We start from the raw sequence: 19318 nt of genomic DNA, 5'->3' as shown, positions 1-19318 counted from the left end.
TGCTCAGGACTCAACGTCCAGGGGCACGAAGTGCTCACCGGCCAGCGGCTACCAACCCAGGAGTCTGCCCGAACGACCAACTCCTAGCACTCATTAGGGCACCAAGGGGTGGGCGTTGTGCCTGCTCGCGTCGGCCGCCGGCGATCTCCCGTCACCGGCGGCCGACGCTCTTCACCCCAAGCGTGATCTCCGGGGCGAGGTCGAGCCGGAACCAGGTGCCGGGGTCGCCGGCGAACCCCGACCGGGCCGACCGGGCCGACCGGGCCGACCGGGCCGACCGGGCCGACCGGGCCGACCGGGCCGACCGGGCCGAAACCCGTGTTGGTCAGCACCCTGCGGGACCCGGCGTTCCGGTGTGCGCCGGCCGCCCGCAGCGTGCGCAGCCCGTGCCGGGTCACCGCCGGCCGGCGCAGCTCGCGGACGGTCGAGGTCGCATCCCGTGGCCGGCCACATGCTGGGCGACCCGATAGCCGAGATCCGCGCCGTTCTCCCCGATGTCGTACAGGTTGAACCGGCCGAGCACCGCACCGTCCCCGGCGACGAGCACGTAGTAGGCGGGGCTCATCCGCGCGGGGTGATTGCCGCCGGCCGCGATCCGGGTCACCCTGGGCGGGAAAGGGGGTCCGCGATGTGCCGCTGGCTGGCCTACTCCGGAACACCGATCCTGCTCGACGAGCTTCTTTACAAGCCGCACTACTCGCTGATCGACCAGAGCCTGCATTCCCGGATGGGCGTCGAGACCACCAACGGCGACGGCGTCGGGGTCGGCTGGTACGGCCCCGAGGAGCTGCCCGTGCCCGCCCTGTTCCGGGGTGTCGGGCCGGCCTGGGGCGACGTCAACCTGCGCGAGCTGGCCCGGGTCACCCGCTCCGGCCTGTTCCTCGCGCACATCCGGGCCAGCACCGGCACCCCGGTGCAACAGACCAACTGCCATCCGTTCCGGTACGGGCGGTGGCTGTGGTGCCACAACGGCGCGATCCACGAGTTCCGCACGCTGCGGCGGGAGCTGATGCTCGCGGTCGACCCCGAGCTGTTCCCGAGCATCGCCGGCTCGACCGACTCCGAGGTGATGTTCTACCTGGCGCTCACCTTCGGCCTGCGGGACGACCCGGTGCGGGCGGTCGAGCGGATGGCCGGCTTCGTCGAGCAGGTCGCCCGCGCCCACGGCGTCGCGGACCCGCTGCAGATGACGGTCGGCACCACCGACGGCGACCGGGTCTGGGCCTTCCGCTACTCCAGTGTGGGCAAGAGCCGGACGCTGTTCTACAGCACGGACATCGACGCGCTGCGCTCCCTGCACCCCGACTTCGCGGCGATCGAGGGCCTGTCCGAGGAGACCCGGCTGGTCGTCTCGGAGCCGCTGGGCGAGCTCTCCGGCGCCTGGCAACCGGTGCCCGAGTCCAGCTACGGGGTGATTCAGAAGGGCGCCGACGAACTGGGCGCGTTCACCCCGCGCTGACGCCTACCAGGCGACGACGCCGATCCGGCTCGGCTGCAGGGTGCCGAGCTGGACGGAGCTCATGGTGATCCGGCTGTCCGCCGCCGCGGGGAAGCCGTCCAGGTCGGCGACGACCCCGCCGGCCGACGACAGGCCGGCCCGGATCGTGTTGCCGGTCGGGCAGTTGCTGTCGTTCCGGTCGCAGGCCTGCCACTTGATGCCCTCGAAGGCGCCGCCGCCCGGCCGGAGGGTGATGTCGACGGCCGGTCCGGGCTGGTCGACCGCCTTGGCCGGCACGTCCACCTGCTCGTCGGCCGCGTTGTAGAGGCGGATGGAGACGCGGCCGTCGACCCGGCAGGACGTACCCGACTTGTTGACCACGTTGACCAGTCCCCGCTGGGTGCCGACCGTGATCACGTCGTTCTGGGCCGAGATCGCGACCGTGATGTCGGCGTTCGTGCACAGCCGCACCCGGGTCGCGGGCGATGCCGTGACCGTCGCGCCGCCGGCTTCCGCGGCCGGTCTCGCGGCCTGCCTGGGCGTCCGGGACGTGACCGGGCTGGGCGTGGGGCCGGCGCTCGGCGACGCCGGGGCACCGGACGGCGGAAGGGCGGCCACCGCCGGGTCGCTCGCCTGCGGATCCGCCGACGCGGAACGCAGCATGGCACGCACCGGCGAGAAGGCGAAGACGGCGGCCGCGATGGCGACCACCGTGGCGGCGGTCAGCACCGGAGCCGTACGCCGCCAGCGCCGCCGTCGCGCGGTGCCGGTCGGTTCGGCGCGCGGGCGGGTCAGCCCGACCGCCGGCAGGGCGGCCGCGTGCGGCACGCCCGCGGCGACCAGGTGGTCGAGCAGTTCGGTCGCGGTGGGCCGCCGGTCGGGGTTCTTGTCGAGGGCGGCCGCGACCAGATCGCGCAGCGGCCCGGGCAGGCCGGCCAGGTTGGGCGGCTGGGTCAGGATGCGGGCGGCGGTCGCCACCGGCGAGTCGGCGTCGAACGGGGTGCGGCCGGTCGCGGCGTACGCGACGACGACGCCCCAGGCGAACACGTCGGCGGCCGGCCCGAGCGCCCGGTCGGTCACCGTGTCGAACCGCTCGGGCGCCATGTAGCCGACCGTCCCGACCATCTGATCGGTCGCGGTGTGCTGGCTGGTGGCCTCGAACGCCCGCGCGATGCCGAAGTCGATCACTTTGGGCGTGCCCAGGGCGAACAGCACGTTACGGGGCTTGAGGTCACGGTGGATGACGCCGGCGCCGTGGATCGCGGCAAGCGCGGTCGCCACCCCGACGGCGACACTGTAGAGGCTGCCCCCGGTCAGCGGCCCCTGGTCGGCGATCACCTCGGCCAGGCTGGGGCCGTCGACGTACTCGGTGACCAGGTACGGGGTCTCGTGGTCGGCGTCGGCGTCGAGGACCTCGGCGGTGCTGAACGGCGGCACCTGGCGGGCCCGGTTGACCTCGCTGCGGAACCGGCCGCGGAACTCCTCGTCGTGCACCAGCTCGGGTTTGATGACCTTGATGGCCACCGGCCGGCCGTCGCGCCCCCGCCCGAGGTAGACCGTGCCCATGCCGCCCTGGCCCAGGCGAGCCTCGAGCCGGTAGCGCCCGAGCCGGCGCGGGTCGGTCGGCCGCAACTGCCCCCTCATGGATGCCGGACCCCCGAAACGCCGCTCTGCTCACCGTCGGTCACCATCGCGCCCGAACGATACTACTCAATCCTGAATCAGGGGCACGGCCCGGCCGGGCACACGTCGCTCGCCTTGCCGGTGAGCAGGAAGGTCGCCTTCTGCCGTTGCGCCCCCGGCTGGGCCCGCGGGAACTCGTGCGGGTCGGAGCCGTACTGCGGCCCGGCCGGCGCCAGGTTGGTGGGCGGCGGCGCGTACGCAAGCCCGCTGTTCCACACCACGAAGGCCGAGCCACGGTACGGATAGTGACCGATCGGGGGGATGCCCCAGTACGGCACCACCTCGTCGGACCAGCCCGGGGCGAGGGCCGGCTCGTGGATGCGGGCGCCGATCGTGCGGGCCTCCACCTGAGCGGCCGCGGGGGAGACCTGGTGGTCACCGAACGCGACGTGCATCAGCACCTGGTGGGCCGGCGTGCCCGGCAGCGGGTTACCGGTCAGGTGCTGGGCGTACCCGTCCGCCTCGCCGCGGTCCCAGAGCATCTGCAGCAGCGCGAAGATGACCTGCTGATCTCGGGCGTCCGGATAGGACCGGTCCAGCAGCTGCTGGAACGGCGCGAAGTCGACGCTGCGCTGCAGCAGCGTGCTGTAGTTCATCGCCGGCACGCCGAGCACCGAGCGGGTCCAGTCCTGGGCGATCGCGGTGAGCGCGCCGCCGTTGATCCCGCCCTGGCTGTTGCCGTCGTAGTGCAGGCCGCCGGCCCGGTCGAGCAGGCTGCGCCCGGCGGCGTCGCGGAACGCCGGGTTCGCCGCGAAGCCGCCCGGCGCGATCATCGCCCGGCCCAGGAACAGGAAGTTCAGGAAGCTCTGCTGCAGCCGGTCGGGCACCGACGGGAACCGGCTCAGGTCGCTCCAGACCGAGGCGACGTACGGGACGTCGGCGGCGGCCAGCCCGATCCAGCTGGTGGCGCAGAACAGGAAGTCGTACGCCTGGGCCATGTCCTTGACGTTGCCCGCGTCGATCTCGGTGGGCGACCCGAGCAGCCCGTGGCCGTAGAGGGAGAGGTGGGCGGGCGCGGTGGCGCTCGCCGAGCGCGGAAGATTGCAGACGAAGTCGGCGGCCAGCGTCCCCGAGGGCGGCCCGTCGGGAAGCCGGGTGCCGGGGCCGCCGTCCCCGGTGAGATAGCTGGGCACCGCGACCGTGCCGCGCACCTGCCGGGCGATCCGGGCGTCCTGCGCCGGCGTGAAGTCGGTGACCTGGGTGACGGTGAACCCGGGCGCGCGCCGGCCGAGCCGGGCGAACGCGTCGTCCCGCATCCGCAGCACCCGGCCGGTCAGGCCCTGCTCGCTGGCCAAGGTGAAGTACCAGAATCCGGCGTATCACGGGCCCTCCCGGATGACGAGGGTACGGGCGACGAGGTCGTGGATCGCCCGGTGGCGACGGTCGGCGAGCATCCACAGTGACCCGATCGGAAAATACGCCAGCAGGATGCCGCGCGCCAGGGCCGCGATCCAGCGCACCCGGCCCCGGGACGGGGTGACCACCCGCACCCCGGCCAGGGCCATCCCGGGGGTGCGCCCGGTCAGTCCCCAGAAGACCGTGCAGTACAGCGCGAACACGGCCGGCAGGGCGACCAGGTACGCCGCGGTGAGCGCGCGGGCCAGGTCGCGCGCGTCGTTGCCGACGACCGAGGCGATCAGGCTCATCCCGGTCGCGGTCCCGGCCGACGTGATCGACACGGTCAGCGCGTCCACCACGTACGCGATGGTCCGGGAGACGGCCCCGGCGAAACCGGCCGTGGTCGCGCTCATGTCCCGATCGTCGCGCCGCCGGGGCCGCGGTGCTTCATCCCGGACGGGTGACGGTCAGTGCAGCAGGATCTTCAGCAGGATCATGCCGATCCCGAACATGCCCGCGACCAGCGTGGACACCAGCCGCTCGGCCGGGGTCAGCCGGGCGCCCATCCGCCAGCCGGCCAGGCACAGCAGCAGGGTGCTGGTGATCAGCGCGACCAGGACGGCGAGGTTCAGCCCGGCGCCGGCGCCCCGGGCCAGCAGCAGCGCCAGCAGCGGGAGCACCGACGCGCTCATGATCTCCCAGCCGCTGGTGAGCTGGTCGCGGACGGTGTGCCAGGGCGGCCGGTGGCCCTCGTGGATGCGCTCGGCGACGATCCGCGCGTACCGCTCGGCCAGCCAGTAGATGATCAGCGTGGCCACCACGATGATGTCCAGCTTGTACGCCTTCTCGGCGTGCGCGGTGACCAGCACCGAGGAGCTCACGATGAGGCCGTAGATGCCGGCCGCGGTACCCTCCGCGCTGTTGTGCGTCAGGCGGATCCGCAGCCGGGTCATCTCGGCCTCAGCGGTACGGGATCGGGGCCGGGGCCGGCCGCAGCGAGCTCTTCGCCACGCCGGCGACCAGTGTGCCGATCGCCACGCCGAGCACGAGGTTGAGCCCCGCGGTGTACCAGCGGGACCCGCGGCTCTCGTCGGTGACGAACGGCATCAGCATGGCGAGCACGGTGGCCAGCGCGATCACCCAGCCGAAGAAGCGCAGCGGCCGGGGCGTGGTGAGGATCAGCAACTGGACCAGGGCGGTGGCGAGCAGGGCGGCGGCCGCGGCGCCGGCCGCGTACCAGCCGGTCGACGCGTCGCCCCAGACGCCGTCGGCCTTGCGGGCGAGCACCTCGACGTCCAGGACACCGCGGCCGAACAGGATGCCGATCACGGCGATCAGCGCGGCCACCAGCGCGGTGGCGGCGCCGCCGGCCCACAGACGGCCGGCGTTGAGCACGGGTTGCGGGGGTGTCGGCGGTCGATAGACGTTGGACATGGCCCCGAGTATCGCGACGGAGCCCCCGGGCGTACCTCATCCGGCGCAGATGACGCGTACCGGCGGGGGCGGCGGCGACACTGGCCGCGTGGCTGGACATCGCAACGACGAGCCGACCGGCTGGATCGCCTGGATCCTCTTCGGCGGGCTAATGCTGGTGCTTCTCGGCGGAGCGCACCTGACCGTCGGGTCGCTCGCCCTGATCCGGCCGGCGGCTCTCGAGGGCAGCCGGTCCGATCTGCTGCTCGATGTCGATCTGACCACGCTCGGCTGGGTCCACATCGTCCTCGGCGTGGTCCTGATGCTGGCCGGCGCCGGCCTGATGCTCGGGCAGGTCTGGGCCCGGGCCGCCGCGATCGTCCTGTCCTGCGTGGCCTTCGTGATCAATTTCGCGTACGTCTCGGTCCATCCGCTCTGGTCGGTGGTCGCCATCGGCCTGTGCGCGATCGTCCTCTACGCGACGGTGGCGCACGGCGGTGAGCTGACCCGGGCGTACCGCCACTGACAGGGTCCGCAGCCCGGCCTCGCCGCGGATCACCCGCCCGAGTGGGCCGGGCTCCGCGGCCAGCACCTGCCCGAGCACGGTCGCCGCGAGCAGGCAGAACGAAATGACATAGAGCCAGCCGATGTACGTGAAGGCCAGCCCGATCGTCCCGTGGTGCGCGTTGCTGGAGCGCAGGGCCCGGGGCAGGTAGACATGCCCGGCCGGCCGGACCGCCAGCATGATCAGCCCGGAGGCGAGCGCGCCCGGCAACAGGCGGCGGGCCGGCACCGCCCGCCCGAGCAGCAGCCAGGGCACCAGCAGGGTGATCGCCACGTCCGCCACGAACAGCGTGGTGGTGTCGGTGAGCCACGGCAGCGGCGAGTCGCCGGCGAGCGTGCCGATCGCCCGGCCGGCGATCACGAAGCCGCTCAGCAGGACGACCACCAGGAGCCAGCGCAGCGCGGCGGCCGGCCCGGAGCGTACCTTCCCGACGCCCCACACGGTCGCGTACGCGCGCACCATGGCCCGCGCCAGCCCGGTCGCCGAGACCAGCACGATCAGGACGCTGAGCACGCCGACCGTGCCGAACCCGCGCTCGTCGAGCGCGTCGGTGAGCAGCCGCCGGGACGACTCGGGCAGGTCCAGCGCGTCGGCGATCTCGGCCGCGTGCTCGGTGCCGAGCACGGCGGCGAAGGTGATCAGCAGCGGGAAGATCGAGGTGAACGCCTGCGCGGCCAGTCCCATCGACCGGTCGAAGATCTGCACCCGCAGGAAGCCGGTGAGGCAGCGCAGCAGCAGCGTGCCGAACCACGAGGCCAGCACGAGCGCGGCGCGCGGGCGCAGCCACCCGGGAAGGGCGGCCAGCCCGTGCTCCGGGTCCACGGCCGGCGGTTTCTCAGAGCAGGCCGAGCGAGCGCGCCCGCCGCACGGCCTCGTTGCGCCGGGAGGCGGACAGCTTGCGCAGGATGCTGCGGACGTGCGTCTTGACCGTGTTGACCGAGACGTAGAGGGTCGCGGCGATCTCCTCGGTGGGCAGCATCGCCGCCATGCCCTCGAGCACCTCCATCTCGCGCTTGCTGAGCGCTTCGAAGACCACGACGCCGGAGTCGGCGGCCGGCGAGGCGTGCGCGGCGCCCTGCAACTGGCGGTACTGGGCGGCCAGCTCGTCGTCGTCCCGCAGCACCCGGCGCAGGTCGGCCCAGACCTGCTGGACCGCCCGGCGCTGGGACTCCGGGGCGGCGGCGCGCAGCGCCTGGCGCAGCGCACCGCGTGCCTCGTCCGCCTCGCCCCGGCGGGCCGCCGCGGTGGCCAGCACCAGCCAGGCCTCGAGGCTGACCGGTCCGGGCACCCCGGCCGCCCCGGCCACCGGCTCGACCAGCTGCCACGCCTGCTCGGCCCGGCCGGCCACGGTCAGCGCCGCGGCGCGCACCACGGTGGCGTCGTCGGCCTCCGGCTCGTCGAGCTTGCCGAGGGTCTCCAGGGCCTGGTCCGGCCGGCTCATCGTGACCAGCAGCCGGGCCCGGGTGAGGGTCACCTGGCGGCTGAGCCAGCACGGCGCGGCCAGGCCGCCGGGCACGTGCCCGGCGTCGCCGAGCGCGGTGAGCGCGCCGCGCAGCTCGCCGCGGGCCTGCAGGCGACGGGAGCGGATCAGCGCGAACGCGGCGTGCACCATGCCGTCCACCGGCCGGATCCGGCGCGGGTCGGCCGCCCGCAGGTGCCGCCCGGCGGTGTCGATGTCGTACCGCTCCATCGCCACCCAGGCCAGCGCCAGCTGGGCGCCGACCGGCCGGGAGATGCCGCCCGCCCGCCCGGCCAGCTCGGTCGCCTGGTCGGCGAGCTTCTCGGCGTGCCGCAGCCGGCCGCGGTGCGCCTCGATCAGCGCGAGGTGGGCCAGCGCGCCGATCTGCACCCCCTCGCAGGCGCCCGCGGCGGCGGTGACGACCTCGGTGAGGGTGACCGCGGCCGCGTCCACCGCGCCGAGCCGGCTCTGCACGTCGCCCCGGGTGGCGAGCATCAGGACCCGGATCTCGCCGTGCCGCTCGAGCCGCTCGGGTGGCGCCTCGGCAAGAATCTGCTCGGCCGCGGCGACCGCGTGCAGCACGCCGTCCATGTCGTCCCGCAGCCGGGCGAGCAGCACGTCGGTGACCACATGGGCGAGGGCCAGCGCCGGGCGGTAGCCGTCCGGGCGGCCCATCATCAGCTCCTCGGCCCGTTCCAGCTGGGCCGCGCTGCCCGCCACGTCGCGGACGGAGAGCGCCAGGGCGGCCGCGACCACCGCCGCCTCGGGGCTGTCCAGGTCGCCGGGCATCCCGTGGAGCTGCTCGGCGAGCCGGCCGTCCCGCCCGTCGAGCAGCAGCCGGCCGATCGCGTGGTCCTCGATCACGATCGAGGCGGCCAGCGTCCAGTCGCCGGCCGCGACCGCGTGCGCGATCGCCTCGGTGAGCTGGCCGGCCGCCGCGAACCAGGCGGCGGCCCGCCGGTGCAGCTCCGGGATCCGCTCGCTGCCCTCCCGGCTCAGCTGCGCCAGGAGCAGCTCGGCGAAGAGCCGGTGGCACCGGTACGCGCCCAGCCCGTCGCCGGCCGGCTGCACGAACGCGTTCTGCCGGCAGAGCCCGGCCAGCAGCCGGCGCGCGTCGCCGCGCCCGGTCACGGCCTCGGCCAGGTCCGGGGTGAAGATGTCGAGGATGCTGGTCTCCAGCAGGAACCGCCGGACGTGGCTGGGCTGGATCCGCAGCACCTCGTCGACGAAGTACTCGGCGATGGTCGCCTCGTTGCCGGTGATCGTGGCGACCAGGCTCTCGGCGTCGCCGGCGTCCTCGAGGGCCATCGCGAACAGCCGCAGCCCGGCGGCCCAGCCCTCGGTGTGCTGCAGCAACTGGGCCAGGGCGCCCTTGCTCAGCGGCACCTCGTGCAGGTCGAGCAGCTCGGCGGTCTCGTCGGCGGTGAACGCGAGGTCGTTGCTGCGTACCTCCTCGAGCCGGCCGGCCAGCCGGTAGCGGTGCAGCGGCAGCGGCGGGTCCCAGCGGCTGACCAGCACGAGCCGCAGCATCCGCCCGGCGTGCCGGAGCACGAACTCCAGGTCGGTCGCCCAGTTCTGGCCGGGCAGGTTGGCCACGCCGTCGAGCACGAGCACGACCGGCTCGGGCCGCTCGGCCAGCGCGGCGGCCAGCCGGACCAGGAAGGACCGGTCGGCGGGGCGGGGAGCGGCCGGCGCCGGCAGGGTGTCCGGGAGGTGCACGCCGGCCCGGCGCAAAGCTTCCAGGATGTACGCCCAGAACGCGTCGGTCTGGCCGTCCTCCTCCTCCAGCGTGATCCAGCCGATCGGATACCCGGGTTTCCCGGCGGCCGCCCAGGAGGCGACGAGCTGGGTCTTGCCGGCGCCGGCGGGTCCGACCACCAGGGTCACGGGCTCGCGGACACCCCGGGCGAGGCGCTCGGTGAGCCGGGGCCGGGCGACCAGGAAGCTGGGCGGTTCCGGCACGGCGAACTTGGACTGCAGCAACGGATCGCCGCTGGTGGCCGGGGCGGCCCCCGGCGAGGAGATCGGTGCCGGGACGACGAGTTCAGCTGTCACCACTGCTCCCTCCACAGCACTTCGGGTCACAACGACTGGATCATCGTTGACCGCGGGGCACGGATCCCGCATCGTCCGAAACGGACTAAGCGCTGAGTGACCCTCTCACTACGCGAAGGTGAACAGGCATTTCCGAGTTGACATGTTTCTCTTTGTGTGCGCCCACGTATGCGCAGGTACGGGTCAGGCCTCCCGTCGCAGCACCCGCGCGGTGACCCGGTCGACCGCGACGTCGCCGGCCGCGGCCCCGCTGCGGATCCGGCCGACGAGCTCGTCCACCATGGTGTCGCGCTGGCCGCGGACCAACGACTGGAGCCGCTCCGGCTCCTTCTCCAGCATCTCGAGCACGTCGTCGAGGATGTCCCGGACCAGCGGCCGCAACACCCGGTCCAGCTGGGCGTCGACCATCCGGTCGACCACGGCGTTGGTGGCGAGCGCGGTGATCGCCGCGTTCAGGGCGGCCCCCGCCCGGCCCTGGGCCTTCTCCCGTTCCGCCGCGCCGCGCGCCGCCATCCCGGCGAGCCGCCGCTGGACGGCGTCGGCGGTCTCGCCGGTGAATGGCCGGGTGGCCGTGTACCGCACGCTCGCGATCACCAGTTCACCGGCGTCCCCGGCCTGGTAGACCGCGCCGACCACGACGTCGCGCAGCCGGGCCGCCTGGGTGCGGGCGAAGGTGGTCATGGGGCGCTCCCTTCCTCGACACGGTCAGCCTCCGGTACGGGCCGCCGGGACCACCTCATCCGGCCGGGGTGACGTGCCCGCGGCCCGGCTCGGCGATTCTCGATCGCATGCGACCGTTGCTCCGGCGGCTGGGCTGGCACCGCAGCCCGCTGCGCCGCGGGTCGGACCGGGCCGAGGCCTGGCTGAACGCCGTGCTGCTGATCGTGCTGGTGCTGGCCGGCCCGGCGCTGGCCACCGCCACCGCGCGCGACGCGTACCGCGCCGAGGCGAGGGCCGCCGCCTGGGACCGGGCCCACCGGTTCGAGGTGTGGGCGCTGCTGACGAGCAAGCCGGTCCCGCCGGAGGGCGCCGCGCAGGCCCGGTGGAAGGCGCCGGACGGCACCGCGCGCGGCGGCGCGGTGGCGGCGCCGTTGAACACGGTGGCCGGCGCCCGGGTGGCGATCTGGGTGGACGAGCGCGGAGCGGTCACCGGCGCGCCGCCGCGGCACAGCCCGGCCGCCCACGCGGCCGGGGTCGCGATCGTCACCCTGCTGCTGGTCGGGACCGCGCTGGCGGCCGTCCGGCAGCTGTGCCGCCGGCTGCTGGACCGGCGGCGGCTGCGATCGTGGCAGGCCGAGTGGCTCGAGGTGGGCCCGCGCTGGTCGAGGTATCGGCGGTAGCCAGGAAGCCACCGCCGCGCTGCCGCCACCGAACTGCGACGGCCCTTTTGTTTCCGGCGTGTAAACACGGAGAGTGATTGCCGGGGCCGATCTGCGACTCGCTACGATCCTGGGGCCGCGCCAGCGTCGTCCGGCAGACCAGCACCGCTAGCCAGGAGGACACATGGCGTTCAAGGCCGAGTACATCTGGGTGGACGGCACCCGGCCGACCGCGAAGCTGCGCAGCAAGACGAAGATCGTCGAGGACGGCGCGGACCTGCCCATCTGGGGCTTCGACGGCTCCAGCACCAACCAGGCGCCCGGCGACAAGTCCGACTGCGTGCTCAAGCCGGTCCTCAGCTGTCCCGACCCGATCCGCGGCGGCAGCAACGTGCTGGTGATGTGCGAGGTGCTGCTGATCGACGGCACCCCGCACCCGACCAACACCCGGGCGGCCTGCGCTTCGGTGGCGGCTCAATTCGCCGGCCAGGAGCCGCTCTTCGGCATCGAGCAGGAGTACACCTTCTTCCGGGACGGGCGCCCGCTGGGCTTCCCGATCGGCGGCGGCTTCCCGGCCCCGCAGGGCGGCTACTACTGCGGCGTCGGCGCGGACGAGGTCTTCGGCCGTGAGATCGTCGAGAAGCACATGGACCTGTGCCTGCAGGCCGGCCTGCACCTGTCCGGCATCAACGCCGAGGTCATGCCCGGCCAGTGGGAGTTCCAGATCGGCCCGGTCGGCGCGCCGCAGGTGGCCGACGAGCTGTGGGTGGCCCGGTGGCTGCTCTACCGTGTCGCCGAGGACTTCGGCGTGGCGGCGACGCTCGACCCGAAGCCGGTCAAGGGCGACTGGAACGGTGCCGGCGCGCACACCAACTTCTCCACCAACGCGATGCGCGAGGACTACAAGGCGATCATCACGGCCTGTGAGGCGCTGGGCGGGGAGGGCAAGGTCGCCGAGCACATCGCGGGCTACGGCGCCGACATCGAGCACCGGCTCACCGGCATGCACGAGACCGCGCCGTGGAGCGAGTACAGCTACGGCGTCTCCGACCGGGGCGCGTCGGTGCGCATTCCGTGGCAGGTGGAGAAGGACGGCAAGGGCTACATCGAGGACCGCCGCCCGAACGCCAACTGCGACCCGTACGTCACCACCCGCCTGATCATCAACACCTGCTGCTCGGCCCTGGCTTGATCTTCGAGGTCACGCCCGGCGCCGCATCGTCGCCGGTGATCCTGCACGTCCCGCACGCGTCCCGGGCGATCACGCCCGAGGCGCGGGCGGGCCTGCTGCCCGGCGACGCGGCGCTGGCCGAGGAGCTCGATCACCTCACCGACGCGCACACCGACGTGCTCGCCCGGCGCGCGGCACAGGCGGCGGCGATCCGTCCCTGGATCTTCGAGAACCGCTGGTCCCGGCTGGTCGTCGACCCCGAGCGCTTCCCCGACGACCGGGAGGAGATGCGGGCGGTGGGCATGGGCGCCGTCTATACCGCCGGCTACGCGGGCCGCAAACTTCGAGAACCCGATTTCGTACGGGACGAAGCCCTGCTCCGAACGCACTTCGTTCCCTATGCGACCGCGTTCACGGAGGTGGTCGCGGACCGGCTGGCGGACGCCGGGCACGCCGTCATCGTGGACGTCCATTCGTATTCGACGGCTCGCCTCCCGTACGAACTCCATCGCGAAGGCGCCCGCCCACCGGTCTGTTTAGGCACGGACCGCGACCACACTCCTGGCTGGCTTCTTGCCGCCGCGCAGGCGGCGTTCCCCTCGAACGAGCTGAACACCCCGTTCGCGGGCTGTTATGTGCCGCTCGACTACTACGGGACCGACCCGCGCGTCTCCTCGCTGATGATCGAGATCCGCCGCGACGGCTACATGACCGAGCCGGGCGGGCCGCCGCACGCCGGCCTCGATCGCCTGGCCGCCGCCCTGACCGGCCTGGTCACCGCGATTTCCGGACCAGCGGCAGGAAGACCTCGTCCACGATCTCGATGATCGGTCCTGGCGGTGGTGCTCTCCCGGGCCGCCGTCGGCCATCCGCTGCCGGTGGCGTTCGACGAGGCGTTCCGGTGGTCGGTCGCCGTCACCGCGGTGGCCGTGCTCCTGGCGCTCAGGCTCCCGCTGCGCCGGCCGGCCGGCTGACCGTGCCGTGCTCGCGGCCGCTCAGCTCCCGATCGAGGGTCTCCTGCGCCGCCCGCATCGCCTCGGCGTAGCGCGGCTCGCCCAGCCGCCGCAGTCCCTCGTCGACCGGCACCTCCTCGACCACCGCGCTGATCCACCAGATGTTCCCGAACGGATCCCGCACCCGCCCGCCCCGCTGCCCGAACGCGTGCGTGGCCGGCGCCGTCACCACCGCGGCGCCGGCCGCGACCGCCCGCTCCATCGCCGCGTCGGCATCGTCCACGAAGACCCGCAGCAGCGACGGCATGGCCGGCCAGTCGTCCCGCCGGTCGAAGGCCAGCACCACGGTGTCGCCCACCCGGATCTCGGCATGCCCGATCGACCCGTCCTCGAGCGGCACCCGTCCCAGTTCGACCCCGCCGAACACGGCGGTCACGAACTCCAGCAGCTTCCCGGTGTCCGGCGTGACCACCCAGGGCGCGACGCTCGTGTACCCGGCCGGTGTGTTGTTCTCCATGCGCCGATGCTAGGGCGCGTTCCGGCCAGTTCCTGTCCTGAAGCCGGGTTGCCGCTACCTGTCAGGCTGAGGGGCATGACCCCGGAGATCGAGGCAATCCTGGCCTCGGGCGCGACGATTCTGGTCAACGCGGTGGCCACCGATGCGTGGAAGGCAACCCGAGCGGGTTTCACCAGGCTGTTCGGCCGCGGCGAGCCCGCCCGGGAGGCCGCGGCCGGGCGCCGCCTGGACGCCCTGGTCGCGACCGTCGACCGGACGACGCCGGACCACCGCCCCGAGGTCCGCGACCAGGAACGGACGCGCTGGCTGGTGCGGCTGACCGACCTGGTCGAGGACGACCCCTCGGCGATCGACGACCTGCGGTCGCTCGTCGGGCAACTGGCCGCGCACCTGCCACCCCAGCAGCAGACGTGGGTGCAGACCAACATCGCCCGCGACAGCGCCCGGCTCTTCGCGACGCAGGGCGGAACGATCACCGTGCACGAGGGACATCCCCCGCCCGACGCGTGACCGTCACCGCCCGCTAACCGGGTCTCCTGGTCGGCGTGGTCGTCGGTGACGTCAGCGTGGGCGTCACCGTGGTGGGCGCCACCGTCGGGGCGGTGGTGGTCGTCCCGCCGCCGTTGTTCTGGCCGCCGCCGCCGTTGTTGGTGCCGCCGCCGTTGTTGTCGCAGGTGCCGCCGACCAGGGCCTGCGCACACGTCGGCTGCGTCGGGCCGGTCGGCGGTGGCGTGGCCGGCTTCACCCCGTTGCCGAACTTGGCCGGGTCGCCGGTGAGCACCCGGTCCGGGAAGTCCTGGTTCTTCCAGCCCATCGCGTCGGCCGCGGAGTCCAGGAACTTCTTCCAGATCCGGGCCGGCGTGCCGGCGCCGAACATGTTCTTGCCGGTGACCGGGTCCTTCAGCGCGACCCGTTTGTCCTTGCCGCCGACCCAGACGGTGACCGCCAGCTGCGGGATGCCGCCGACGAACCAGCAGTCGCCGGAGCCGCCGTCGTCGCCCTTGGTGGTGGTGTACTCCCAGGTGCCGGACTTGGCGACGCTCTGCCGGCCGCCGGCCAGCTGCCGGTGGTCGGCGATGACCACCTTCTGCAGGACGCCGTCGAGGTTGGACATCTGGTCCGCGTCGAAGACCCGGTTGCCGCCGTCGCCCTTCTCCGGGTTCAGGTACGAGACCTTGCCGGTGTCCGGGTCGACCTTCTTGACCTGCTCGACGAAGTGCGCGGCGTGGTGCACCCCGCCGGCCACGATGGTGGCGACGCCCTCGGCGTGCTCCAGCGGCGGGATCCGGTACTGGCCGAACGCCACCTCGTTGTCGAAGTAGCCGGACTTCAGCCAGGTCGACTTGTCGGTGTTCGCGATGTCGACGAGCTTGCCGCCGTCGGTGTACATGTGCTTGATGCCGGCCGCCTTGGCCGCGGCGATCACCTTCTCCCGCCCGATCGCGTCGGCGATCCAGTAGAACGGGAAGTTGTACGACTTGATCGTCGCGGTCTCCAGCGGGCAGTTGCGGCCGTTGCCGCCGCAGATCGCGCCCGGGTCGGCGCCCGCGTTGCTGATCGCCTTGCCGTCCGGCCGGAGCTTCTTGTCGTCCCAGGTGCTCTGGAAGGACACGCCCTCCTTGAGCCCGGCCGCCAGGGTGTAGATCTTGAAGCTGGACCCGGGGGACTGGCCGCCGATCACCCCGGAGCCGTCGCCGGCCATGTAGCCGCCGTAGTCGATGCCGTTGGGATTGTCCCCGGCGTAGTAGCCGAGCACCCGCCCCGTGTTCGGATCGATCCCGATCGCCGCCGCCTGGTACGTCGACGGCGTCGCGTGCATCGGCGAGGTGGCGCTCGCCCGGGAGCCCGCCTCCTCGGCCGCCTTCTGCACGTCCGGGTCGATCGTCGTGGTGACGGTGAGCCCACCCTTGTCGAAGTCGGCCTGGGAGATGCCCATCCCGTTGAGCTCGTTCTCCACGTGCCGGAAGATCATGCCGACCGGCTTGTTCGCGGCGCAGGTCTTGCAGGTGTTGGCGCTGGGCTTCTTGACCACCGGGTACTTGCGGGCGGCGTACTGCTCCGGGGTGATCCAGCCCATGTCGAGCATGTTCTTCATCGTGTACTCCCAGCGATCCTTGGCGCCGGAGAGGTTGTAGTTCGGGTCGTAGCCGCCGTAGGCCTTGTTGGGGTAGGGCTGCTTGATGATCGAGGCGAGCACGGCCGCCTCGTACGGCGTGATGGCGTTCTTCTGCCCGGCCGGGGTGGTGTTGATGCTGATCGCCTTGAGATCGGCCGCGTGCCGGGCGTACTGCTGGGTGATCGTGGACGCGCCCTGCGTCGCGCCGCCGGTGAAGTTGTTCCAGGCCGCGCGGACGATGCCCTTCACGTCGATGCCGTGGTGGGTGTAGAAGTTCTTGTCCTCGGCGGCGGCGACGGCGTGCTCGACCACCTTGTTGATCTTCTCTTCCGGGACGACGGTCCGGTTCGCGGTGCCCAGCCGGGCCAGCACGGTGCCCTTGCTGTCCAGGATCACGTTGGACTGGTCCTCGGTGACCGGCGGCGGCAGGGCCACGTCGTCGAAGAAGTAGGTGCCGGCCACCACGCCGGCGCCGAGCATGATGACGATGACGGCGGCCGCGGCGGTCAGGATGTTGGTGCGGCGGCGCTTCTTCGCCGCCTTCGTCCGGCGGCCCGAGCCGGGCGGCGGCTCCGGCGGCTCCAGGCCGATGGCGGGGCGCACGGAGGCGCGAGCCATGGCGGGCGGCCCGCCCACCGGCGCGCCGCCGACCGGCGCGCTGCCCACCGAGGCGCTGCCCCGGATCGACGCGCTGCCGCGGACCGGCGCGCTACCTGCGGAAGGACCAATTCCGGGCACGCTCGCCCGTCCGGAGGAATTCATGCGCCCCTCCGATCTGCCATTCGGCGAATACCGTGCGTGAGCACATTCGTACCGCGGGGAATGCGTTCCGGAAGCTGCGCGCGCATGGCGGGGAACACTACGCGGCGAATCGCATTGTTGGCCACTCGAAACGCGCCGGCAGTGAAAATCCACTCAAAATCAAGATCCAGTGATCTGTCAGGAATTGCCCAGGCAATAGTTTCGCCATTGATTCGACGGTGATCACCGTAACGGCCGGCGGCGGGCGGCGTTCGGACCGGGCGACCCGCCCTCACCCGAACGGGCCTGCTCAGGCGGCGTTCGGTCACAGATTAACGACATGAAACCCGCGGGTGAAGGGCGTCATACCCTGCGGTTGCGGACATCTGCGAAGATCGCAGACCGGTCCGCCGCACTGCTCCGTGGATCGCGAAGCCGATACCGGGGGAGACGCGATGAGCCTGATCCAGGAGGAGTCCACCGGCGCGGCCCCGGCCGGGCAGCCGCCGCGGCGTCGGCGGGCGCTCCGGCGGGCCCTCTACGAGATCCTGCTGGTCGCGGTGCTGTTCCTGGCGTACAAGATCGGCCGGGTCGCCGCCGACGGGCATGTCGGCGAGGCCCTGGCCAACGCCGAGCACGTCTGGAACCTCGAGCGCGCTCTGCACCTGCCGAGCGAATATGCGCTGCAGCACCTGGCGATCGCGCACGGCTGGCTGATCAAGGCGGCGAACTGCTACTACGCGTACGTCCATTTCCCGGCGACCGCGGCCGCGCTGATCTGGCTGTACGTCCGCCGCCCCGAGCGCTACGTGCCGACCCGGCGGCTGCTCGCCTGGCTGACCGCCGGCGCGCTCGCCGTCCACCTGGTCTTCCCGCTCGCCCCGCCGCGCATGCTCGACGACGTCGGCATGGTCGACACCGGCCACCTCTTCGGCCCGGCCGTCTACGGCTCGCCGAGCACCGACACGCTGACCAACCAGTACGCGGCGATGCCGTCGCTGCACGTCGGCTGGGCCCTCGCGGTCGCGATCGCGCTGATCGGCGCCACCACGAGCCGCTGGCGCTGGCTCTGGCTGGCCCACCCGGCGCTCACCCTGCTGGTGGTCGTGGTGACCGGCAACCACTACTGGCTGGACGCGATCGTCGCCACCGCCCTGCTCGGGATGGTCGCCGCCGTGCTCAACACCACGACCGCCGCCGCGAAGGCGCCGGCGCTCGGTCGGGTCTGATCAGGAACAAACCCCGAGACCTTCCAAAACCCCTTTGCGGTACGCCGAGATCCGGTCGAAGGCCGAGGCCCCGCCCTGGTCCCTGCCCCGCCCGAAGGCCAGCAGCGCCGCCACCGCCTCGTCCAGGTCGCCCGGGGACAGCCGCAGGTGGTTGCCGTTCTGATCGCGGGTGAGCAGATCGTTGGTCCAGGATCCGGCGAGACAGTCGACGGCCAGCTGCCCGGCCTTGCCGCTGGTCGAGGCGCCCCGGCGGTCCTGTGCGGCCCGCGCGAACAGGTCACCCAGCAGCATCCCGACCGCGAAGTCGCCGATCCGGTCGTACAGCTGCGGTCCCAGGTTTTGCCCGTCGAACGCGATGAAATCGCCGGAGCGGCAGTAGAACGCCGCGCCGTTCGCCGTCACGTCCGGATCCTTGCAGCTCGGCGCCGAGGTGTCGAAGGTCTCGACCTTGACCGGCTGCCACTGCTGGTTGGCCAGGCCGGGGAAGGTGCGGGTCCAGTACTGCTGCGCGTCCTGGGCGAGCAGGTTGATCGCCTGGTCGTACGGCAGGTCCCCGCCCGTCGCCGCCTCCTGCCGGTCGCTGAACGGCACCTCGGTGACCTGCAGGTTGTCCGCGTCATAGCCGGCGCACTTCCGGGCGCCCTGCTGCATGCCCTCCTGGAAGGCCCGGATCCGGTCGAAGGCGTTGCCGTGCGCCCCCTCGGCCGTCGCCGCGATACCCGGCTGGTCGCGCAGCATCAGGATGCCGGCCACGGTGTTGTCGAGTTGCTCGGCGGTCGGCTTCTTGAACGCCGTCGAGTGCCCCGCCCGCACGTCGGCCAGCCAGGCCCCGGCGTAGCAGTCGGCCTGCTGCTCGAGCACCACGGTCGGGTCCTTGGTCCGGCCGAGCCGCACCTGGATGGCGTGCCCGTACTCGTGCGCCATCACCACCCCGACCAGCAGCGGCCCGAAATCCTCCTGCAGCTGCGGGATCAGATTCTGCGCGTCCCAGGCGATGAAATCACCGTCCGGGCAGTAGAACGCGTTCGGCTGGTATTCGACCGACTGCCCGCCACAGGCCGGCGCCGGCTTCCGCTCCGTGTACGGATGGAATCCGCCGGTGATCGGCCGGAACTTCTTCCCGCTCGCCAACTTGGGAAACTCACCGGCCCAATACCGCTCGACGTCCCTCAATGACTTGGTCACCACGTCCGCCGGCTTGGCCGTCGGCGAGGCGGTCTTTCCCGGCGCGGTCGGCGCCGGCACCACCCCGCACCCGGCCAGCGCCAGCACCAGCACCCCGGCGACGATTCGCAGCGCCCGCATCGGCCCTCCCTCGGCA

At 72.7% G+C, this 19318-nt stretch carries 19 protein-coding genes and 1 pseudogene; 8 read left to right on the top strand and 12 right to left on the bottom strand.

The window, feature by feature from the left end; genetic code table 11:
- Nucleotides 1–394: 394 nt before the first annotated feature.
- A complete protein-coding gene (locus IH26_RS62430) occupies nucleotides 395–604 on the bottom strand; it encodes a hypothetical protein (protein WP_211268900.1) in 210 nt (69 codons plus the stop codon).
- Nucleotides 605–628: 24 nt separating this feature from the next.
- Here IH26_RS62430 and IH26_RS0148230 point away from each other — a divergent pair, with 24 nt between their 5' ends.
- Nucleotides 629–1459 (top strand): class II glutamine amidotransferase, encoded by an 831-nt coding sequence (locus IH26_RS0148230; protein ID WP_030443055.1) that lies wholly within the window; start codon nucleotides 629–631, stop codon nucleotides 1457–1459.
- Between the two features lie 3 nt (nucleotides 1460–1462).
- Here IH26_RS0148230 and IH26_RS0148225 read toward each other — a convergent pair whose 3' ends face one another.
- From IH26_RS0148225 to IH26_RS0148205, 5 genes are all read right to left on the bottom strand, one after another.
- Nucleotides 1463–3082 (bottom strand): protein kinase domain-containing protein, encoded by a 1620-nt coding sequence (locus IH26_RS0148225; RefSeq protein ID WP_169789928.1) that lies wholly within the window; start codon nucleotides 3080–3082, stop codon nucleotides 1463–1465.
- A 77-nt stretch (nucleotides 3083–3159) separates the two neighbouring features.
- Nucleotides 3160–4416, bottom strand: coding sequence for a hypothetical protein (locus IH26_RS0148220; RefSeq protein WP_245666026.1), 1257 nt, complete (start codon nucleotides 4414–4416; stop codon nucleotides 3160–3162).
- A 24-nt stretch (nucleotides 4417–4440) separates the two neighbouring features.
- On the bottom strand, nucleotides 4441–4872 hold the full coding sequence (locus IH26_RS60700) for an RDD family protein (RefSeq protein WP_030443052.1): 432 nt from the start codon (nucleotides 4870–4872) through the stop codon (nucleotides 4441–4443).
- Nucleotides 4873–4926: 54 nt separating this feature from the next.
- Nucleotides 4927–5412, bottom strand: coding sequence for a hypothetical protein (locus tag IH26_RS0148210; protein WP_030443051.1), 486 nt, complete (start codon nucleotides 5410–5412; stop codon nucleotides 4927–4929).
- Between the two features lie 7 nt (nucleotides 5413–5419).
- On the bottom strand, nucleotides 5420–5893 hold the full coding sequence (locus IH26_RS0148205; protein WP_034217759.1) for a DUF6069 family protein: 474 nt from the start codon (nucleotides 5891–5893) through the stop codon (nucleotides 5420–5422).
- Between IH26_RS0148205 and IH26_RS64835 the strand changes: the two genes are divergently transcribed.
- Nucleotides 5892–6398 carry a DUF7144 family membrane protein gene (locus tag IH26_RS64835; RefSeq protein WP_425394468.1) on the top strand — a complete coding sequence of 169 codons (507 nt, stop codon included), beginning with the start codon at nucleotides 5892–5894 and terminating at the stop codon, nucleotides 6396–6398. The two genes, IH26_RS0148205 and IH26_RS64835, sit on opposite strands and share 2 nt — an antisense overlap.
- Nucleotides 6399–6470: 72 nt before the next feature.
- On the opposite strand, the pseudogene IH26_RS64830 reads toward IH26_RS64835, so the two are convergent.
- The 3 genes and pseudogenes from IH26_RS64830 to IH26_RS0148190 all read right to left on the bottom strand — a co-directional run.
- A pseudogene (locus IH26_RS64830) lies at nucleotides 6471–7142 on the bottom strand (YhjD/YihY/BrkB family envelope integrity protein); the annotation flags it as partial.
- A 130-nt stretch (nucleotides 7143–7272) separates the two neighbouring features.
- Complete coding sequence (locus IH26_RS0148195) at nucleotides 7273–9951, bottom strand: winged helix-turn-helix domain-containing protein (RefSeq protein WP_063763894.1); 2679 nt, start codon at nucleotides 9949–9951, stop codon at nucleotides 7273–7275.
- A 183-nt stretch (nucleotides 9952–10134) separates the two neighbouring features.
- Complete coding sequence (locus tag IH26_RS0148190) at nucleotides 10135–10632, bottom strand: hypothetical protein (protein ID WP_030443047.1); 498 nt, start codon at nucleotides 10630–10632, stop codon at nucleotides 10135–10137.
- A gap of 107 nt (nucleotides 10633–10739) precedes the next feature.
- On the opposite strand from IH26_RS0148190, the gene IH26_RS0148185 reads away from it, so the two are divergent.
- The 4 genes from IH26_RS0148185 to IH26_RS64150 all read left to right on the top strand — a co-directional run bounded on the left by IH26_RS0148185 (nucleotide 10740) and on the right by IH26_RS64150 (nucleotide 13415).
- A complete protein-coding gene (locus IH26_RS0148185; RefSeq protein WP_051809875.1) occupies nucleotides 10740–11291 on the top strand; it encodes an Rv1733c family protein in 552 nt (183 codons plus the stop codon).
- A gap of 163 nt (nucleotides 11292–11454) precedes the next feature.
- Nucleotides 11455–12462 carry a glutamine synthetase gene (gene glnII / locus IH26_RS0148180; RefSeq protein ID WP_030443045.1) on the top strand — a complete coding sequence of 336 codons (1008 nt, stop codon included), beginning with the start codon at nucleotides 11455–11457 and terminating at the stop codon, nucleotides 12460–12462.
- A complete protein-coding gene (locus IH26_RS0148175) occupies nucleotides 12459–13268 on the top strand; it encodes an N-formylglutamate amidohydrolase (RefSeq protein ID WP_030443044.1) in 810 nt (269 codons plus the stop codon). The genes glnII and IH26_RS0148175 overlap by 4 nt, the downstream gene beginning before the upstream one ends.
- 12 nt (nucleotides 13269–13280) lie before the next feature.
- Nucleotides 13281–13415, top strand: coding sequence for a hypothetical protein (locus IH26_RS64150; RefSeq protein ID WP_281179850.1), 135 nt, complete (start codon nucleotides 13281–13283; stop codon nucleotides 13413–13415).
- Here the strand turns inward: IH26_RS64150 and IH26_RS0148165 are convergent.
- On the bottom strand, nucleotides 13384–13911 hold the full coding sequence (locus tag IH26_RS0148165) for a VOC family protein (protein WP_030443043.1): 528 nt from the start codon (nucleotides 13909–13911) through the stop codon (nucleotides 13384–13386). The genes IH26_RS64150 and IH26_RS0148165 overlap by 32 nt on opposite strands.
- 75 nt (nucleotides 13912–13986) lie before the next feature.
- Between IH26_RS0148165 and IH26_RS0148160 the strand changes: the two genes are divergently transcribed.
- Nucleotides 13987–14421: a hypothetical protein gene (locus tag IH26_RS0148160; RefSeq protein ID WP_051809873.1), complete on the top strand. Its 435-nt coding sequence runs from the start codon at nucleotides 13987–13989 to the stop codon at nucleotides 14419–14421.
- Between the two features lie 13 nt (nucleotides 14422–14434).
- On the opposite strand, the gene IH26_RS0148155 is transcribed toward IH26_RS0148160, so the two are convergent.
- On the bottom strand, nucleotides 14435–16789 hold the full coding sequence (locus IH26_RS0148155; protein ID WP_084599790.1) for a transglycosylase domain-containing protein: 2355 nt from the start codon (nucleotides 16787–16789) through the stop codon (nucleotides 14435–14437).
- A gap of 434 nt (nucleotides 16790–17223) precedes the next feature.
- Between IH26_RS0148155 and IH26_RS0148150 the strand changes: the two genes are divergently transcribed.
- Nucleotides 17224–17997 carry a phosphatase PAP2 family protein gene (locus IH26_RS0148150; protein ID WP_051809868.1) on the top strand — a complete coding sequence of 258 codons (774 nt, stop codon included), beginning with the start codon at nucleotides 17224–17226 and terminating at the stop codon, nucleotides 17995–17997.
- On the opposite strand, the gene IH26_RS0148145 is transcribed toward IH26_RS0148150, so the two are convergent.
- Nucleotides 17998–19302: a neutral zinc metallopeptidase gene (locus IH26_RS0148145; RefSeq protein WP_030443039.1), complete on the bottom strand. Its 1305-nt coding sequence runs from the start codon at nucleotides 19300–19302 to the stop codon at nucleotides 17998–18000.
- Between the last annotated feature and the right edge of the window lie 16 nt (nucleotides 19303–19318).

Origin of the sequence: Actinoplanes subtropicus (assembly GCF_000721705.1) — a bacterium.
Taxonomy (GTDB): domain Bacteria; phylum Actinomycetota; class Actinomycetes; order Mycobacteriales; family Micromonosporaceae; genus Actinoplanes; species Actinoplanes subtropicus.
The sequence above is the reverse complement of the archived record's forward strand: the minus strand, read 5'-3'. Positions and strand labels throughout refer to the sequence as shown.

Excerpts from the sequence above, each read along its gene's own strand:
- IH26_RS0148230 (WP_030443055.1), top strand. The coding sequence starts at position 629 with ATGTGCCGCTGGCTGGCCTACTCCGGAACACCGATCCTGCTCGACGAG.
- IH26_RS0148225 (WP_169789928.1), bottom strand. The coding sequence starts at position 3,082 with ATGAGGGGGCAGTTGCGGCCGACCGACCCGCGCCGGCTCGGGCGCTAC.
- IH26_RS60700 (WP_030443052.1), bottom strand. The coding sequence starts at position 4,872 with ATGAGCGCGACCACGGCCGGTTTCGCCGGGGCCGTCTCCCGGACCATC.
- IH26_RS0148210 (WP_030443051.1), bottom strand. The coding sequence starts at position 5,412 with ATGACCCGGCTGCGGATCCGCCTGACGCACAACAGCGCGGAGGGTACC.
- IH26_RS64835 (WP_425394468.1), top strand. The coding sequence starts at position 5,892 with ATGGCCCCGAGTATCGCGACGGAGCCCCCGGGCGTACCTCATCCGGCG.
- IH26_RS0148205 (WP_034217759.1), bottom strand. The coding sequence starts at position 5,893 with ATGTCCAACGTCTATCGACCGCCGACACCCCCGCAACCCGTGCTCAAC.
- IH26_RS0148190 (WP_030443047.1), bottom strand. The coding sequence starts at position 10,632 with ATGACCACCTTCGCCCGCACCCAGGCGGCCCGGCTGCGCGACGTCGTG.
- IH26_RS0148185 (WP_051809875.1), top strand. The coding sequence starts at position 10,740 with ATGCGACCGTTGCTCCGGCGGCTGGGCTGGCACCGCAGCCCGCTGCGC.
- glnII (WP_030443045.1), top strand. The coding sequence starts at position 11,455 with ATGGCGTTCAAGGCCGAGTACATCTGGGTGGACGGCACCCGGCCGACC.
- IH26_RS0148165 (WP_030443043.1), bottom strand. The coding sequence starts at position 13,911 with ATGGAGAACAACACACCGGCCGGGTACACGAGCGTCGCGCCCTGGGTG.
- IH26_RS0148160 (WP_051809873.1), top strand. The coding sequence starts at position 13,987 with ATGACCCCGGAGATCGAGGCAATCCTGGCCTCGGGCGCGACGATTCTG.
- IH26_RS0148155 (WP_084599790.1), bottom strand. The coding sequence starts at position 16,789 with ATGAATTCCTCCGGACGGGCGAGCGTGCCCGGAATTGGTCCTTCCGCA.
- IH26_RS0148150 (WP_051809868.1), top strand. The coding sequence starts at position 17,224 with ATGAGCCTGATCCAGGAGGAGTCCACCGGCGCGGCCCCGGCCGGGCAG.
- IH26_RS0148145 (WP_030443039.1), bottom strand. The coding sequence starts at position 19,302 with ATGCGGGCGCTGCGAATCGTCGCCGGGGTGCTGGTGCTGGCGCTGGCC.